Below are 18,550 nucleotides of genomic sequence, written 5' to 3'. Positions count from 1 at the left end.
TTTGAGGCGAGCCTATGTCAGCAAGACTGTGGGATAATACCCAATACTTATTTACACCAATTTAGTGGTAAGTGGACTGCGATAGCAGAAGACGAAGGTCTCTATATCCTCTCCCCTCACGGACTATTTTGGCGCATAAAATAACAAAAATTGCCGACCTGAATTATATTTTATTAATTTAAATCAATTACTTAAAAGATATTTACGCAATGAATTCAATAGAGTCAACAGATCAACACACCCCTATGATGCAGCAGTACCTGCGCATCAAAGCCCAGCATAAAGACGAGATGGTGTTTTATCGCATGGGGGATTTTTACGAGCTGTTCTTTGACGATGCCAAAAAGGCCTCAGAGATATTGGATATCACCCTCACCGCCCGCGGTAAGTCTAATGGCGAACCTATCCCTATGGCGGGAATTCCGTTTCACTCGGCCGATGGTTATCTCGCCAAGCTGGTGAAAGAGGGGGTTTCCGTTGCGGTCTGCGAGCAGATTGGCGATCCGGCAACCAGCAAAGGTCCCGTTGAACGCAAAGTGATGCGCATTGTGACTCCGGGCACGGTGAGCGATGAAGCTCTACTGGATTCCCGCCGCGATAATTTGTTGGTGGCAATCCACCAATCGGGCGAAACTTTTGGTGTCGCCTCCCTTGATATGGCAAGCGGCCGTTTTCTGGTATTGGAAGTTGAAGGCCTGGAATCGGCGCTGGGAGAACTGCAGCGCTTAAGTCCGGCGGAATTATTAATTAGCGATCACATTACCACTCCCGCGCTGGTGGAAAATCGCAAAGGCTTACGTCGCCGCGGCCCTTGGGAATTCGATTTGGAAACGGCGGAGCGTTTGTTAATCCAACAATTTTCCACCAAAGACCTGGCCGGCTTCGGTTGCGATCATTTAAAAATTGCACTCTGTGCCGCTGGCTGTTTATTAAGTTATGCCCGCGAAACCCAGCGCACTGCCCTGCCCCACGTACGCAGCCTCGCCCATGAAAATCGCGATGAAGCGGTCATCATGGATGCAGCCACTCGCCGCAATCTGGAATTGGATATCAATTTAACCGGCGGTGATGAACACACATTATTTTCTGTCTTGAATCGCGCCGCGACCAGCATGGGTAGCCGTCTGCTGCGTCGCTGGTTAAATCGCCCGTTGCGCGATTTGGATTTATTAATTGGCCGACAAGATGCCATCGCCGAATTGCAACACAATTATGCGTTTGAAATTGTTAACGGAATTTTAAAACGTGTTGGCGATATGGAGCGTATTCTCGGTCGACTTGCATTGCGCTCAGCGCGTCCACGCGATCTGTCGCGCTTACTGATGTCGATTGGTACCTATCCGGAATTACAAAACGAATTAGCATTAAAAAAATCTCCGCAATTAAAAAATCTCGCTCAACAAATTTCCATCTTTCCAGAGTTGGTTGAATTATTGTCGCGTGCGATTATCGAAAACCCGCCAGTTGTTATTCGTGACGGCGGTGTGATCGCGGAAGGTTACGATGCCGAGTTGGATGACTTGCGCAATATCAGCACCAACGCCGGCCAATATTTATTGGATCTGGAAACACGCGAGCGCGAACGCACCGGTATCCCGACATTAAAAGTTGGCTACAACCGTGTGCATGGTTATTTTATTGAATTGACCTCAGCGCAATCAGAAAAGGCACCCGCCGATTATATTCGTCGCCAGACATTAAAAAATGCCGAGCGTTACATAACACCGGAATTGAAAGAATTTGAAGATAAAGCGCTGTCGGCACAGAGCCGCGCCCTCGCACGCGAAAAAGCACTGTATGAAGAATTGATTGATATTTTGAATGTGCAATTAATTCCTCTACAAGATTCTGCTGCGGCAGTCGCAGAATTGGATGTGCTCGCCACTCTCGCCGAACGCGCCGACGCATTGGGTTTTTGCAAGCCGGAATTGTCGCTGCGCGCAGGCATTACTATCAGCGGTGGACGCCACCCGGTTGTTGAACAAGTTACTACTGTTCCGTTTGTACCGAATGATCTGGAATTTAATCCGCAACGTCACATGCTCATTATTACCGGCCCGAATATGGGCGGTAAATCGACGTATATGCGGCAGGCGGCGTTAATTACCTTGCTCGCCCACATCGGCAGTTTTGTACCCGCGCAAAAAGCGACCATCGGGATTGTCGACCGTATTTTTACCCGTATTGGTTCAGCAGATGATTTGGCCGGCGGCCGTTCTACGTTTATGGTGGAGATGACTGAAACTGCAAATATTTTGCATAACGCCACCGAGCGCAGCCTGGTGTTAATGGACGAAATTGGTCGCGGCACCAGTACCTTTGATGGTCTCTCGCTCGCATGGGCTTGCGCCAAACATCTCGCCGAAAAAGTACGCGCTTTTACGCTCTTTGCCACGCACTATTTTGAAATTACCACCCTGCCCGAAACGGTTACCGGTATCGCGAACGTGCATTTAAATGCAACGGAACACAAAGACAATATTGTGTTCCTGCACAAAGTTCAGGAAGGCCCGGCAAGTAAAAGTTACGGTTTACAAGTAGCGAAACTGGCAGGAATTCCAGCGCAGGTATTAGCGGAGGCGCAACAGCAATTACATTTGTTGGAGAATGGCGAGCATCCGCATTCGATTAAGTCGGTGTCTGCAGCCATCAGCGATCATTCTATAACTACACAAGTGGTTATAACTGCTACGGAAAATTTTTCTGCATCTGTACCAGTTGAATCGCCACTTCAATCAGGGTTGTTTGATACGTTGCCAAATCCGGTTCTGGATGCACTCAAAAAAATCAATCCTGATAACCTTTCACCACGCGATGCCCTGGAACAGTTATATCGTTTGAAAGAGATGTATTCCAAAGGAAAATGATTTTTAAAAAGAACTATTCTCAACAATGACTTGTCGCCGCAAATACCGGTGTTTTTCTACGGACTTTAGCGGGCGAAAGCCTACCAAAATAGATGTAGGCTGTTTAGAATGCGCGCTCTTGTTTTTAGCGCCGCTGTAGCGACGTGCGCTGACTGTCGAATTTAGTTACTTGTGGGAGTCTCCTATGACTTTTGTAGTTGGGGAAAATTGCATCAAATGTAAGCATACAGACTGCGTGGAAGTCTGCCCGGTTGACTGCTTTTACGAAGGCCCCAATTTTTTGGTGATTCACCCGGACGAGTGTATCGATTGTGCATTGTGCGAACCTGAATGCCCGGTTGGTGCTATCTTCTCGGAAGACGAGTTGCCAGATGATCAAGCAGCATTCCTGGAGCTGAACGCCGAGTTGGCGCAAGTATGGCCGAACATCACCCAGATGAAAGACGCCCCTGCCGACCACGCTGAGTGGGATGGTGTTCAGGGTAAACTGCAATACCTTGAGCGTTAATCATCATGCTTTACCAAAAAAAACCGCGCAAGGCGCGGTTTTTTTTCACCCGGAGTTTGCCAATTAAGCAGTTGCTAGAAAACAACGCCAGATCACTGGCTATTTGACGTGCTGTGCTACACTCAGTTGGGTTTGATTAAGACCATCAACGTACCCGCAAACAATCAAAATGAGCACAACAACCAAATAACGAGGAATAAGCTATGGGGATTAATGACAAGCCTTACAGCGAAAAGCGCGATTTCATCCGGATGAAAATAGGCGCTCCCTTGAATGCCAAATTGGCAGCCGCAACGGAAGTTATTGAAGGTTTATGTCTGGATTTAAGCGGTGGTGGATTGCAAGTCGAAACCAAGCAAAGCCTGGCAGTCGGTACCGAAACAGAAGTTGAAGTATCTTCAGATCATGGCCACAACCCTACACTGAAAGCCAAGGCCAAGGTTGTGCGGGCAACAGCAAATGAAGCGGGCGATTATGTGCTGGGCTTGGAGATTATCCAGATCCTTCCCTGATAAAGCATTTGCCTTAAGACAACGGCTACTTCCCGGTAGCCGTCACGGTTAAAACTCCCCTGCAAAATCATCCTCACCAAAATCATCGGCCATTTCGCCGTTATTGATTAAGAAGTCACGTCGCTGCAAATAGACATCCCGGATAAACACATATTTATCGCCAGTAATGTTCTTCTCCAACTCCAATAGACTCGCACGGGTATTTAGCAGTGAAACACCCAATACAGTATTGTTGGTAGGAACGTGATCAATATAGGTAGTAGGAAGGGTATACCAATCTACCGGACGACCAAAACCGTCACGCAAGGTACTTGGCCCCAGTAATGGTAATACCAGATAAGGCCCTTGCCCAACTCCCCATACCGCCAGGGTTTGACCGAAGTCTTCCGGGTCATCCGCAGGCAAATTCATATATTGGGCAACATCCAACAATCCACCAATACCGAGCGTCGTGTTCACTAATAAGCGGCCAGTATCATGTGCAGCACCTTTAAAATCACCTTGCAGCACACCGTTGATAGCATTGGGTACTTCTTTCACATTGTTAAAGATGTTGCTAATACCGACTTCCAATGGATCCGGCATTACAAATTTGTAACCTTGGGCCAAGGGTTTAATTGCCCAACGGTCAATGGTGTCGTTAAAGGCAAACATGGCGCGGTTGAAACCCTGCCATGGATCAGGATTTTTATCGGACTGAGCAACGCTAACTGAAGGCGTGGCAAAACCGAGCGAACAAACAATAACCAGGGGTTTAAAGATAGAGTGCATATGGGCCCTACGGCGCAGCAAATCTGCAATTAAAGCGTTTCGTAAAGTAACGCTGGGAGGAAGTCGTCACTTTAACGAATCGCCTCGGCTTGAACAACCCAATTTAGTACAAACACATCCCGCTGGTTACAAACTGCAACAACTTAACTCATCTGCAAAGAGGGCTTCACAGCCCCTGCGGAACATCGCCATCATCACCCAATTGAAATATTAATGTCACATATCAGCAATAAAACTTTCATAAATCTGTCGTCCAAACTTCACATTTGTCATCAAAAATGACGCCACAAACGCGAAAGCCGGAGACCTACAAAACAGGCGGCGTTCACATTTTCCTTCCCCCCCTTGTGAAATAGAGAAGAGAGTGACCTCATGAAACTGAAAAATCTTTTTGCACTAAATGTACTGGCTGCAACCTTGGTAGCTTGTGGCGGCGGTGGTGACATCAACTTGAACCCAAGCCTGACTCAAAACAACTCAAACAACCCTACTACCAACAATAACGGTGGTCCAACCACGCCAGTAAATCCCTGTGCGAAATATGTGAAATCCGGTCAGGACCTGCAAGGTGTATTGACCGGTGCCAACTGCGTGTACGGCGCCAGTTTCGCCTCAAGCAGCAATGAAGTGACTGTGGATTTAGTTATCCCTGAACTACCCAACAACGGTGTACATATTTTCACTGGCTCACTGTTTATCGGTGAGGATGTTGACAGCAATGCCGCTCAAGCAGGCAAACGCATTCCCCAGGAAGGTGAAGGCGCTACATTAACTATCGCCGCAGGCGCCAAGCTTGCATTTGATCGCGGTGAAGATTATTTGCGTATCGCGCGCGGTTCAAAAATTGTCGCTGAAGGTACTAAAGCCAAGCCAATCATCATTTCCGGCACCAAAGATTTACGTGACAACGCAGCAACTATTGCTGACCGTGGCCTCTGGGGCGGTATCCAGATCAACGGTAACGGCATCACCAATAAATGTACTGACACCCAGCGCCAACCAAGCAGCAATAATGTTCACAGCTGCCACATCCTCTCCGAAGGCCTGCCAGGTACATACGGTGGCGCCAACAATGCTGAAAGTTCAGGCACACTGCGCTACGTAGTGGTTAAACACGCCGGTTACAAAGTAGTGGAAGGCAATGAATTAAACGCCATTACATTCAATGGTGTAGGTTCCAAAACCGTTATTGAATATGTACAGGCTTATTCAACCCAGGATGATGCCTTTGAATGGTTTGGCGGTGCGGTAAGCGCGAAATACCTTGTTGCCGTAGGTGTCTCTGATGATGCGTTTGACTATACAGATGGCTACGTTGGCAATCTTCAATATGCACTGTCTGTTGCCACTCATGGTGTAGGTGGTAATAACTGTGTCGAAGCGGACAATGCCGGCGGCACCCGCGCTGACGACATAGCCCCCTTGACTAAAGTACGCATTTCCAACCTGACCTGTATTACCAATAACCTTGCACAAAACGCTGGCACCGTGCCCTCTCCTGATGGCGCATCACTCGGTCTCCTGGTTCGTGAAGGTATGTTTATCGAGCTGTACAACAGTATTGTTACTGCTAACACGCCGGATATGGCATCACGTGCGCTGTTTACGTTCAACGATACCACCGGCCCGGAAACTGTCAGGGCTGCGATTAATGGTTGGACAGTTGCCAAGAGCAACATTTTTGCAGGAACTGGCGGCGTAACTGTTAGCAAAATAGACCCATCCAACGCCGCGTTCAACATTACCAACTGGTTCGCCGCAGCGCCAAACTCAAATAACCAGATCATTAATGCTACCAGCACATTACCCGCCAGCATTATCAAAGACCTGGCGACCAATGACAAAGCCTACTTGAGTTTGGCCGCCTTTGCCGATGCAACTACGGCTGCTATCAATGTGCCAGTCTACGATGTAACTGTATTGAATGATGCTTTCAACGCCGGTGCAGTACCTGATGTTGGCGCAGCTGGCAGCAGCAAATTCTTCACCAAACCAACACACATCGGAGCCGCTGCTGAAGGCAATGATTGGGTCTCTGGTTGGACTGTTGGCCTGTAATCCACGGAAGCTGTTTCTCCTGGATGTCGTGAGTGAGGCGCCTCAGGGCGCCTCCTTGCTAACCACCGCCAATTTGTTCTAAGAAGGTTATGACAAATGCACACATTAATTACCAAGCGACGCCAGCTGTTTATTGCTATTACCGCCGCCAGCCTGGGGCTGGGACAAAGTGCCTTCGCCCAACAATCAGAGACGGCTGAATCGCTATCGCAAATAGAAGCTCCTATCATCGATGAAATGCTGGTAACCGGACGCCAGCAAAGCGCTGCACAAACTGTGATAGCAGAACGTATCGAACAACCCTTTTCAGCAGACTTGATGGATGCTGACCAAATCTTACGTACAGGCGATTCCAACGTTGCAGTTGCCTTGACCCGCGTGACCGGCGTTACGTTAATGGACGGTAAATATGTTTATGTACGCAGCCTGGGTGAGCGCTATTCAAGCACATTGCTCAATGGTGCTGCCGTTCCCTCGCCAGAGCTGACGCGCAATGTATTACCGCTGGATTTAATCCCGTCGTCCATTGTTGAAACATTGAAAGTCCAAAAAGCCTGGTCACCCGATCTGCCTGCTAACTTTGGTGGTGGCAGCGTGGATATCCGCACCAAGACGGTTCCGGATGATTTTGTATTTAGCCTCTCTGCCAGCACCGGTATCAACAGCGAGAGCAGTGATGGATTGACCCATGCAAGCCATGGTGAAACCCATGAAATCCCTACGGCGCTAACAGATGCAATCAGCACCTATTTAGGCAATATTCGCACGCGCAATATCGCCGCACTCAATGACCCGGATGGCGGCTCACCCACGGCAGATGAGCTTAAGGCAGCAGCAACCATCAACCGCAATTTGATGGTTGGATTAAATCGCGATGTGGAGATTTATGAAAAATCGCTGCCTGCCGACTTTTCCGGTAGCTTGACGCTGGGTAATAACTGGAATATCACTGATGACCTGAACTTGGGAGCAGTATTTAACTTCAGCCAGGACACCAAATGGCGCAACAAGGACCAGAAAACCCGCGATGCCGGCTCACCTGATACGGTAGTGGCTGATATCCAACGCACCGCTGAAGAAACCCGCCAACTGCTATCAACGAATATCGGCCTGAGTTATCAAGATGCCCATAAGATTCAGGCTGGCTTCTATCACATTGAAAATATCCTTGATGAAGCGCGGATTAAAACCGGCTTTGATGGTTCGAACTTCACACTGGATAAAGGCGCGGAGTACATCAAGTACGAAACCCGTCTTGAAAACCGCGAGCTTGAAGCAGCCCAACTTACCGGCGAGCACAAACTGGACCAATTAAGCAGATCCTGGTTGGACGCCCCGGTATTCGATTGGTTTTACTCTGAATCCACTGCAAAAACAGATATTCCTAACCAAACCAGCGTCAACGGTGCCAACACTATCGACACGGTATCAGGTGCCTTGCTGAGCACGCAGTTATTGCCGGCAGCCGCAGTTGCAAGTTTCCAATTCCTGACACTGGAGGACGATGTCGTCAGTTATGGCTGGAACGCCAAAGTCCCACTGGTATTTGATAACTGGGAAATTAATTTATCGGGTGGCTTTAACTACAACGATAAAACCCGTCAGTACTATGGTTACACTGCCAACATCGATGCAACCGGTATTGTCAGCAGCGTTTTGCAAGGCAACATCAATGACGTACTTAACGATGCAAAACTATTGGATCTCAACAACAACTTCGAGCTGAATGTCGGCGGCGGATTCGGTACCGAGAGCTATATCGCAGCGCAAATCACCGAAGGCGCTTACGGGATGTTTGATGCTAAATGGAATGATACCTGGCGCCTGACCGCCGGGGCTCGCTACGAGACATTTAAACAGGCACTCCTGCCAATCGACCTGCTGGATTACACCGGTGAAAGCCTGAAAAAGTTGATTGATGATTTACAAAAAGAAAATCAAACCTACGCATTCTCTGAAGATGATTGGTATCCCTCGGTAGCCATCACCTACATGAATGAAGGCTTCATGAACACCGAAGTATTTCAAGTGCGCCTGAGTGCAAGTGAAACAGTAGTGCGCCCTGACCTGCGCGAAATGTCAGATGTTGTCTACATAGATCCTGAATTGGGATTCAAAGTAAAAGGCAATTCCGGCCTGCAAATGTCGGAACTCACCCACTACGATTTGCGCGCAGAATGGTTCTTTGAGAGTGGCAACAATTTTACTGCATCGCTGTTCTACAAAGACATCCTCAACCCGATCGAAAGCACTCGCCTGCCCGGCTCAGACGATGATGTGATGCTGACCTTTGAAAACTCATCGACCGGTGAAATTTACGGTTTGGAGTTGGAAGTATTGCACAATCTCGGTGCCGGATTTTTTGTGTCGTCAAACCTGACCTTAAGCGACTCTGAAATTGTCTCGGCAGAAGATGTCGGTTATACCAATGCCAAGCGTCCGATGACAGGTCAGTCCGAATATGTGCTCAATACACAATTGGGCTTTGATTCGGATGACGGAATGCACAGTGCATCACTGGTTTATAACCTGTTCGGCGAGCGTATGTTGTTTGCTGCACGCAACATAGGCGCACAGCAAGATGCCTATGAACAGCCATTTAATTCACTGGATTTAACCTATTCATGGTACGCAACTGACAATCTCACCACCAAAGTGAAGATCGGCAACATCCTGAATGAAGAGCGTGTATTTGAGCAGGTTAACTCGAATGGCCAAAGCGTTGAAATTTTAAAACAAACGGTGGGAACCAGTTTCAGCCTGGATGTGAAATATACCTACTAGGATATCGGAACAACGACATGGACGTTGTTATAGCAGCATCCCATCAACCACCTTCGGGTGGTTTTTTTATATGCAGAAAAACTCGCCTCGACGCACCCGAAAAATAAGTATCACCTGCTGCGCAGCCCCACATTGCATCACTCACGCAAAAAGCCACATAAATAACTAAAAATTTTTATATTTTTTCTATTTACAGCCAAAACTGTCACAAACTATTCACATTGATGTGCTAGGTCGAGTGCTAATCTTACAATGAAACCGGAGATCAATTTCCCAAAAGGGTGCAGATTGCCGTTTAATGATTCACGAGGAGCACATTATGACTAAAAATATCCTAAAAAAAGCGATTCGCTCACTGGTAATGCTAGCGGCTATTGCCCCAATTGCGAGTTATGCAGCAGCTTATACGCCAGCCAAATTTGGCAACGCAGAAGAAACGCTGACCAAACAAATTGCCCTGCCTGCCTCTTTCGGTGAAGGCGTAAAGACCGTAGCGGTTTACTGCCAGGCCGATGTTATGACTACCGGCAATATCAATAGTGTTACCTGCTATGAAAATAGCCCACTTGTCTCAATGCAAGCTATTACTGAATCTGCCATCAAATCAGCAACATTTGCACCGGCTACGATTGACGGAAAAACTGTTCCGGTAAGAATGCAATTTCGTGTTGTGTATTCAATTGGTGGTACCCAGGCACCTATCGTATTGCTTCCCAATCTTGGAACATTGCAGGCAAAATACGGCACTCATTACGTTGCACCACAAGAGCGCCTGGATACCAGTAACTGGTACGCGAACTACAGCACTAAAGAACATGGCGACGGTAAATTATTCTTTGCCGAAGGTAGAGTGACTCGCGTAATGGCGAATATTGAAGCTGATGGCAAAGTAGAAACCGTTAGCACAATAGAAGCAGCGCTACGCAAGCAAGCCGATGCAACGAGCATTGAAAACTCGCTGAAAAAATCCAAATTTATTCCAGGTTTTGTCGAGAACAAACCAACCGCGATGCATTACATCGCCGTGGTTAACTATCAAAAATAGTTTTCTGTTTAGAATAAAAAAAGCCGCAATTCAACATTGCGGCTTTTTTTATTTCAATTACCGATAACGTTATTTGATACAACTGAACTCTATCGTCAATCCAATTCTGCCCATCGCTAATGGCTGATAGCTCTCGCGCTGCACAAAAAATCCCTTATTACATTTCTCCATTGCTTTTGGTAAAAGCTGCGTACGTGCCAAAGCGACATTGGACCATTGATCAACTTCAACATTCAATGAAAAATAAGCCAACTCCGGAAGTGTTTTATTGGGTTTTTTTAAGCCAGGATTATCTGCCGCAGGCACTGACTTTTCTGCGCCGGTTTCCAACACTGCACCCTCTTCACCTTTTTTAAAGGCTTTTTGCAAGAAACCATTTAAACCTTCATCACTATAGTCACAGCCTTTTTGATTGACATTCATGGAATCTGCCTCATCAACGGCAGTGCCGCATTTATCATCGGCATACACAGAACTTGCCATTAATCCCAGCATGATTATCGCTAAAGGTTTCATCGATTTCTCCTGAGGCTCTATTAATCTCAACTTGTATATACCCTGAAATAACGAAGGGTGCATAAGCACCCTTCGTTTTCAAATACTATTCGTTTATTGAATTAGAATTTGAAATCCACCCCGGCACCAATATAGGTATCGTCGCGCTCACTCGCACCGAGCAATTCATTTTCCACTTTAGTAGCGTAAGAGAAAAGTGTGGCATTTTTGGTCATTTTATAATCCAGACCAATACTCGCAGTTTCGCCATCAGCCATTCTCACGTCTGATTGGCCATACTGACCTTTCAACACCCACTTGTCAGTGATATTCCAAAGTGCAGAAGCCATTACACCGTCTTCGTCCGCACCGGTATTATCATTTTCATATTTTTCAGCCAATACACCCAATTGCACCGGGCCGAAAGTTACACGTGCTGCAAGGCGAACCAGATCGACACCTTCAGCTTCAACATCCTGATCCATCCCGATACCAGCATAAAACATTGTGCTGGTGTAACCGAAAGAGGCAGAAACACCATTGCCTGGTTCAGTGCCTGCCGGATTATTTTGTTTGAAAGTACCGTCATTTTCTTCGGTCACGTATGCAATAGATCCAGAAAAACCGCCGCCAAAAACCGGGGTGGTGTACTGAACAATATTGCTCGCACGAATTTCACCTTTGAAGATGGTGGTGAGGTCGCCTTCCAGATCGTTGAATAGGTCAACCTTTTCCTGAACTACTTTAGTTGGGGTATCGAAATGCCCGCCCATGATTGTACCGGCTACACCTTGCAAACCAATGAACATATTACGTGGGGCAAAAGTTTGGTTGTTTGATCCATTACCATCATCTACTTCGGTTTGATATTCAAATTGGTAAATGACTTTCAGGCTGGAATTTACGTCTTCACCGCCTTTCACACCGATGCGCGAAGCATTGCTCACTAATTCTACGCGGTTGCCATCCAGCACGGCTTCATCAGCATTTTGCAAAGACACGTTCGCTTTACCGTAAACGGTAACATCAGCGAATGCAGCAGCGGGAAGTACAGAAGAAATAACCAAGGCCAATAGTGTTTTTTTCATGGAGTTGTCTCCTAGATGTGTGTGTTTGGTGTTCATTTCCTGAACACCGGGGAGTCAGGTGTTATTAAAATAATGACATTAATATTTCAGATACATTGCCATTGTGTGACCATAGGGTTACAGAAAAATGACAGCAGGCCTGAATGTCGCGGGCGGATTATATAAACAAATTGGCCTATGTTTTGTGATTAAACTTGCTTTTATATTAAATTTGCGATTTTTTTGCACAATTTTTAGTCATTTCGCGATAAAAAAGCAAAAATGATCAATAAAAATAGGCGCTGGCAAGTATCAGTCAAAGTGACTGATGATATCTAACGCAAATAAATCAGCGATCAAACGCTGCGAATCGTTAAATAAAACCGCAGGACTTGAGTGCTGTAACTCACGCGCAATAGCATCTAACTGCTTCTCAAGACACTCGGCGGAATTGGCTTGCAAGAGATAAAGCAAACGCAAGGTTGCGGCATTTGCAGCCATAAAACAGACTTTATCCATGCGGTTGCGATAAACCACCAGTTGGGTTGGTTCCGGTAATACAGGTTGATAATTCGGCGATATATTGTGTACCGGGTATTGATAATTAAGACAGACCGCAAGTGGTGACACCCTGGGTTTGGATGCCAGCAAATCGTCTGGATAAGCCGACGCTGATGGAATACTTGCCTCGTTTACATCCACCGCAAGTTCAATCCACTCATAATGCGCAAGTTCAAGCAAAAATGCCGGGTCACCGTCTCGCAAGCCACGCTCTTGCAGCAAGAATTGCAGAAACTCTTCGCTGATTTCCAAAAAGTAAGGCGTTTGGCAGCGATGCTGGTGAATAAAATCCCGCACCAAGGAATGCCAGTAATCATCGCTGACTATTGAGCGCATCACTGGAAATACATTGGCAATAAAATTTTCAATATTGTTATAAATCAGCTCGCGATAGATGCCCATGCGCCGTTCTTCAATTGCAGGCGGAGCAGGATAAAGATCCGGTGCGCGCAAATATTTGGCAAATGCTAATTGGGTTTCCTGAAAACTTTTCATCGCGATAATGATGCAGGCAAATGTTGGCGTCTTTTTATTTCGTCCAGCTCAGTCATCAATTCGCTCAAGGGGGGAATATTAAAATCCCGCTCTAGTAAAGTTGGCTTCACACCGAACAAGGCATAGGCTTTGTCGAGCAAATCCCATACCGGCGAAATAACAGCTGTTCCGTGAGTATCCACACGTAAATCTTCCGCTTCGTGGTAGTGGCCAGCGATGTGAATATAAGCCGTGCGCTCACCGGGTAAACTGGCAAGGAATTCGTAGGGATCATAATGATGATTGATGCTATTAACATAAATATTGTTTACATCGAGCAAGAGCGCGCAATCTGCTTTTTTGACGACGGCATTGATAAATTCACTCTCGCTCATCTCTTGTTGCGGCGCACAATAATAGGATGAATTTTCAATCGCAATTCGCTGCCCAAGAATATCCTGTGCTTGTTGAATACGCTCGGCAACATAATCAACCGCCTCCGCAGTAAACGGGATGGGCAACAAATCATAGAGCTGCCCTTCATCACTGCAATAACTTAAATGTTCGCTGTAGTAACAGATACCGTGCTCGCGCATCAATTTTTTTATTGCATGAAGTAAATCGATATTAAGCGGTGCGGGAGAACCAATCGAGAGAGACAAGCCATGACATACGAAGGGAAAACGTTCGGTGTAAGCACGAAAACTTTTTCCCAAACGACCACCGACATTGATCCAGTTTTCTGGTGAAACTTCCAGAAAGTGAATATCGTCGGGGGTAGATTCTTGCAGGGTATTTAACAGCGTTCGGCGCAAGCCTAAACCTGCGCCGGATATTGCAGCGGTGTAATCCACAACATTTGACTTAGCTGACATTACTCAGCTTTTTTCTCTTTGGCAGCGTCTTTGGTTTTGTCTTTACCAGCGCCACACTTACCTTCGCCGCATTTGCCTTCACCACATTTATGTTCGCCGTCAGTTTTCTTGTCGGCAGCGCCGGCTTTTTTATCATCTTTGGATTGTTTATGTTCAGCAGCGCATTTGCCTTCACCGCATTTGTGCTCGCCATCGGCCTTATGGTCATGATTGTCGGCCAAGGTATAGCCTGCTTCTAGCTGGGTCGCCGCGAAGGTAGCATCAGCAGCGGATGCCATGGGTGCGAGCGATGCAGAAGCAATAAAAGCAGCGCCGAGCAAGGCAGACATAGAGGACATCTTATTATTCATCGTAAACTCCGTCGTGTTAGTGTCATTGGATAGATTTAAAGCTGAACGAAAACTACCATAGCCGACGCCTAAGCACTAGCGGGACGGCCAATTTTATGTGCCTTGACTAACATCCCTTCTTATCCTTGAACATCCGGTGTTCTAATCTTGATTAACCCTGAGCCTCCAACATCGCCTGCTCCCATTGTTTATCCATTCGCTTATCAGACACCGGCACCTGGGTTTTGAGTGTCTGGGCGAAGAGCGAAATACGTAATTCCTCAATCCACCACCGATAATCTATCAAAGCTCCGTTTTGTGCCAACCGATAGTCGCCCTCTTTGGCCAGATAATCTACCAAGCGCTGCCAGTGAGGTGCGATTTCTGCAAGCTGTAACTTGTCCTTTTGGGGGTTGAGTGCCGCCTTTTCCAGACGCTGTTGGATTCCGCGCATATATTTTGGATACTGCTGCAACCATTGCGCCGGGGTTTTATAAACCAGGCCGGGATAAAACAGTTGGGTCAATTGTCGGTTGATATCGCTAATAGTAAACGCGAACATCAATGCATTTTTTTGCTGTTTTAGCTGTTTTTTAACGTCGACCAATAATTTCAAACTGCTGACAAGATGATGAGCAAGATCTTGTGCATGGATAATCAACTTATCTTTGGCCAAATTAACGCGCTCTTCAAACTGTACCTTCGTCCGCGGCAAATTTTTCTGGTCCGGAACGACCAGCTGTTTGATTGCCGCCATAATTAAATCGTCGGCCACCTGTTCGCGGTTGCCAATCCCCGCCAGGGTGAGTGCGACCTCCTGCCCTTTTAATAATTCTTTTTGCAAATACTTTACTGTCTGCGACAGCGATAAATATACCAAACGCGCTAATCCACGCTGGGTTAGATCCAGCGCTTGCAGCGGATTATCCAATACCTGCAATGCAACCGAGGATTGTTTATCAACCAACGCCGGATAAGCGCGAATACTGATTCCTCCGCGCGGCAGCTGAATCGCTTGCGGCAATTCATCAAAATCCCAACTCACAATACCATCGCGTTCAATATTGGTAGCGGCAGATTGAATATTTTGTTGCACTCGCTCGCGATATTTATCGCGCAGTGGCGATAAATCGCGGCCACTGGCGATGATCTTGCCTTTGTCATCAACTACATGAATATTGAAACGGTAATAATCATCCACATTGGTTTCAAGCCAGGCTTCTTTGGATATATCGATACCCGTCAAACGCTTTAATTGCAAACCCAATGCTTCTATTAAGGATTTATTATCCGGCGATAATGCGGCAAGAATCTTATCAACCACATCCGGCACAGGTACAAAATGTTTGCGCAGGTTTTTCGGTAGTGATTTAATCAAACCAATACATTTTTCACGCAGCATTCCCGGCACCAGCCACTCCAAGCGCTGTTCTGGCACTTGGTGCAAAACACTCATGGGCACATGGATACTGACACCATCAAAGGCATGATTTGGCTCAAAATGATAACTCAGCGGAAATACCATACCGCGCCATTCCAATTCATTGGGAAATTGCGCTTGGGTGATATCACCTGCACCGTGACGCATCAGGACTTCCCGTGTCAAAAATAAAAGCTTGGGATTTGCTTGTTCTGCCTTTTTACGCCAAGCCTCAAACCCGGCAAGATTCACTACACTTTCGGGAATACGCTCATTATAAAAATCAAAAATCACTTGCTCATCTACCACAATATCGCGACGACGAGCTTTGGACTCCAGATCCTCCAACTCTTTTAACAATGTTTGTTGGTGGACAAAAAAGTCGTTTTGCGGATTCTTGTTTTGTGCGTGTTTGCGCTTCGGATGTTGATCGTATTGTCCTTCCACTAGCGCTGCACGAATAAATACTTCGCGACACTGCGCCGGATCTATATGGCTATAGCTGACGGACTTCTTCTCAACAATAACCAATCCGTACAAAGTGATTTTTTCGTAAACCATTACCTGACCGCTGCGGCTATCGTAATGCGGCTCGAAATGCTGGCGTTTTATTAAATGTTCAGCAGCGGCAATCACCCACTCAGGTTCAATTTTGGCGACTGTGTGGGCAAACAATTTTGAAGTTTCAATTAGCTCCGCCGCCATAATCCATTTCGGTGTTTTTTTGGCGAGCGATGAGCCGGGAAAAATTGCAAATTTCCGGTTGCGCGCACCAAGATATTCGCGCTCTTCGTGATTAAAACCGAGATTGCCTAATAAACCGGTCAACAGCGCTTTATGGACAGATTCATAATTAGCCGATTCAGAATTGACACGAATCCCAAGGTCTTTCGCTGCCACACATAATTGGTGGTGCACATCACGCCATTCGCGTAAACGCAGATAAGAAAGAAATTCTTTTTTGCACAACTTGCGCAACTGGTTTTGCGTTAGTGCCTGTCGTTGGGTTTCAAAATAATCCCATAAATTTATGAAGCCAAGAAAGTCACTGTGATCTACCCAAAAGCGACGATGGCTTTGGTCAGCAGCTTGTTGCTTTTCAACCGGACGCTCACGCGGATCCTGTACCGACAAAGCACTGGCAATGATCAACAATTCGCGCGCACAAGACTGTTCCTGCGCAGAAATCAGCATACGCGCCAAGCGCGGATCAAGCGGCAACTTGCTGAGTTGCTGCCCCACGGGAGTCAGATGATTTTTTGCATTAACTGCGTGTAACTCTTCGAGTAATTTAAAACCATCGCTGATCAGACGATGGTCAGGTGCATCGATAAAGGGGAATTTATGGATATCACCCATGCGCAGTTGCAGCATCTGCAGAATAACGGCGGCCAGGTTAGTACGCAGGATTTCTGCATCGGTAAAGGCCGGACGGGAATTAAAATCCTCTTCGCTATACAAGCGAATACAAATGCCTTCGGCAACACGGCCACAGCGGCCTTTACGCTGATTCGCACTCGCTTGCGAAACCGGTTCAATTGGCAAACGTTGCACTTTGGTGCGATAAGAATAACGACTAATGCGCGCAAAACCCGGATCAATTACATAGCGGATTCCCGGAACGGTAATCGATGTTTCAGCAACATTGGTCGCCAACACAATACGCCGGCCGGTGTGAGGAGAAAATACTTTTTGCTGCTCGGCTAAGCTCAGGCGCGCATAAAACGGAATCACTTCCATATGCGCAAATTGTGCCTTGCGCAGCGCTTCTGCAGCTTCGCGAATTTCGCGCTCACCACTCAAAAAAACCAGAATGTCGCCACCACGTGCGCCTGATCCGGTTTTTTCGTGCAATTCAATCTCATGCACTGCATCCACAATCGCTGCATATTGATCGGGCTCATTTTCACTTTCGTCGCTCGATTCAAACTCATACAACGGTCGATACCACAACTCAACCGGATATGTGCGGCCAGACACTTCTATGATCGGAGCGTTATTAAAATGCTGCGAGAAACGCTCAAGATCAATCGTCGCCGAGGTGATAATTAATTTTAAATCCGGGCGCTTGGGCAGGAGTTGCTTTAAATAACCGAGCAAAAAGTCGATATTCAAGCTGCGTTCATGGGCTTCATCGATGATGAGCGTATCGTATTTATTCAGGTAGGGATCGTGCTGAATTTCAGCCAGCAGAATACCGTCGGTCATTACTTTGATCAGTGTATTTTCATTCGATTGATCGCTGAAGCGAACCTGATAACCCACCTTTTCACCCAGAGGGGTTTTTAATTCTTCGGCTATTCGGTTGGCAACAGTGTTAGCGGCAATACGACGCGGTTGTGTATGGCCAATCAAACCGCCGACACCACGTCCAATCGTTAAACAGATTTTGGGGATTTGGGTGGTTTTCCCCGAGCCGGTTTCACCTGCTAATACCACCACTTGATTAGCGGTAATAATCTGTGCAATTTCATCGCGCTTTTCGCAAACAGGTAAATTCGGGAATTCGATATCGTCGGGCACAAGTTGTTTGCGACGCGCGACCGCTGCTTGTGAGCGAACCAATTGGCTTTGCCATTTCTCTAATGCTTGATCATACGGCTTTTCAGCACGCGCCAATTTTTCGATCTCCCCCAATCGTCGCGTGAGATTGTGCCTGTCCTGCCCCATCACGTTAACGATGGATTGTTTATAACTTGACCAAATATTCGACATATCAACCCGACTTGCTGTTCTTGCAATCCGGTGCGACGTGGATTCATCGCACCGGTAAATAGGCGGGGG

General features: G+C 46.8%; 13 protein-coding genes. 6 read left to right on the top strand and 7 right to left on the bottom strand.

Annotated elements, in window-relative coordinates; genetic code table 11:
- Window positions 1–209: 209 nt before the first annotated feature.
- The 3 genes from mutS (at window position 210) to AC1RJL_RS05375 (ending at window position 3,887) form a co-directional block, all read left to right on the top strand.
- The gene (mutS, locus tag AC1RJL_RS05385) at window positions 210–2,867 is read left to right on the top strand and encodes a DNA mismatch repair protein MutS (RefSeq protein ID WP_492911715.1); all 2,658 of its coding nucleotides are present in this window, start codon (window positions 210–212) and stop codon (window positions 2,865–2,867) included.
- 184 nt (window positions 2,868–3,051) lie between these two features.
- Window positions 3,052–3,375, top strand: a complete 324-nt coding sequence (gene fdxA / locus AC1RJL_RS05380; RefSeq protein ID WP_492911714.1) for a ferredoxin FdxA — start codon at window positions 3,052–3,054, stop codon at window positions 3,373–3,375.
- A gap of 203 nt (window positions 3,376–3,578) precedes the next feature.
- Window positions 3,579–3,887: a PilZ domain-containing protein gene (locus AC1RJL_RS05375; RefSeq protein ID WP_492911713.1), complete on the top strand. Its 309-nt coding sequence runs from the start codon at window positions 3,579–3,581 to the stop codon at window positions 3,885–3,887.
- 48 nt (window positions 3,888–3,935) lie between these two features.
- Here the strand turns inward: AC1RJL_RS05375 and AC1RJL_RS05370 are convergent, their stop codons facing one another.
- Window positions 3,936–4,658: an MlaA family lipoprotein gene (locus tag AC1RJL_RS05370; RefSeq protein ID WP_492911712.1), complete on the bottom strand. Its 723-nt coding sequence runs from the start codon at window positions 4,656–4,658 to the stop codon at window positions 3,936–3,938.
- 372 nt (window positions 4,659–5,030) lie between these two features.
- Between AC1RJL_RS05370 and AC1RJL_RS05365 the strand changes: the two genes are divergently transcribed.
- The 3 genes from AC1RJL_RS05365 to AC1RJL_RS05355 all read left to right on the top strand — a co-directional run bounded on the left by AC1RJL_RS05365 (window position 5,031) and on the right by AC1RJL_RS05355 (window position 10,545).
- Window positions 5,031–6,716 (top strand): beta-helix domain-containing protein, encoded by a 1,686-nt coding sequence (locus tag AC1RJL_RS05365; protein WP_492911711.1) that lies wholly within the window; start codon window positions 5,031–5,033, stop codon window positions 6,714–6,716.
- Between the two features lie 96 nt (window positions 6,717–6,812).
- Window positions 6,813–9,500 (top strand): TonB-dependent receptor domain-containing protein, encoded by a 2,688-nt coding sequence (locus AC1RJL_RS05360; protein WP_492911710.1) that lies wholly within the window; start codon window positions 6,813–6,815, stop codon window positions 9,498–9,500.
- A 319-nt stretch (window positions 9,501–9,819) separates the two neighbouring features.
- Window positions 9,820–10,545: an energy transducer TonB gene (locus AC1RJL_RS05355; protein WP_492911709.1), complete on the top strand. Its 726-nt coding sequence runs from the start codon at window positions 9,820–9,822 to the stop codon at window positions 10,543–10,545.
- Window positions 10,546–10,614: 69 nt separating this feature from the next.
- On the opposite strand, the gene AC1RJL_RS05350 is transcribed toward AC1RJL_RS05355, so the two are convergent.
- The 6 genes from AC1RJL_RS05350 to hrpA all read right to left on the bottom strand — a co-directional run bounded on the left by AC1RJL_RS05350 (window position 10,615) and on the right by hrpA (window position 18,481).
- The gene (locus tag AC1RJL_RS05350; protein ID WP_492911708.1) at window positions 10,615–11,124 is read right to left on the bottom strand and encodes a hypothetical protein; all 510 of its coding nucleotides are present in this window, start codon (window positions 11,122–11,124) and stop codon (window positions 10,615–10,617) included.
- 38 nt (window positions 11,125–11,162) lie between these two features.
- On the bottom strand, window positions 11,163–12,128 hold the full coding sequence (locus AC1RJL_RS05345; protein ID WP_492911707.1) for a porin: 966 nt from the start codon (window positions 12,126–12,128) through the stop codon (window positions 11,163–11,165).
- Window positions 12,129–12,419: 291 nt separating this feature from the next.
- Window positions 12,420–13,163 carry an HvfC family RiPP maturation protein gene (locus AC1RJL_RS05340; protein ID WP_492911706.1) on the bottom strand — a complete coding sequence of 248 codons (744 nt, stop codon included), beginning with the start codon at window positions 13,161–13,163 and terminating at the stop codon, window positions 12,420–12,422.
- Window positions 13,160–14,017 carry an HvfB family MNIO-type RiPP peptide maturase gene (locus AC1RJL_RS05335; protein WP_492911705.1) on the bottom strand — a complete coding sequence of 286 codons (858 nt, stop codon included), beginning with the start codon at window positions 14,015–14,017 and terminating at the stop codon, window positions 13,160–13,162. Before AC1RJL_RS05335 ends, AC1RJL_RS05340 begins: the two co-directional genes overlap by 4 nt.
- On the bottom strand, window positions 14,017–14,367 hold the full coding sequence (locus AC1RJL_RS05330; protein ID WP_492911704.1) for an HvfA family oxazolone/thioamide-modified RiPP metallophore: 351 nt from the start codon (window positions 14,365–14,367) through the stop codon (window positions 14,017–14,019). The genes AC1RJL_RS05335 and AC1RJL_RS05330 overlap by 1 nt, the downstream gene beginning before the upstream one ends.
- A gap of 151 nt (window positions 14,368–14,518) precedes the next feature.
- Entirely contained in the window at window positions 14,519–18,481 is a 3,963-nt protein-coding gene (gene hrpA / locus AC1RJL_RS05325) for an ATP-dependent RNA helicase HrpA (protein ID WP_492911703.1), read from the bottom strand.
- Window positions 18,482–18,550 lie beyond the last annotated feature (69 nt).

The sequence above is a fragment of the Cellvibrio sp. GW822-FHT04B05 genome (assembly GCF_058800985.1).
This window is presented reverse-complemented; position numbering and strand designations above follow the sequence as displayed.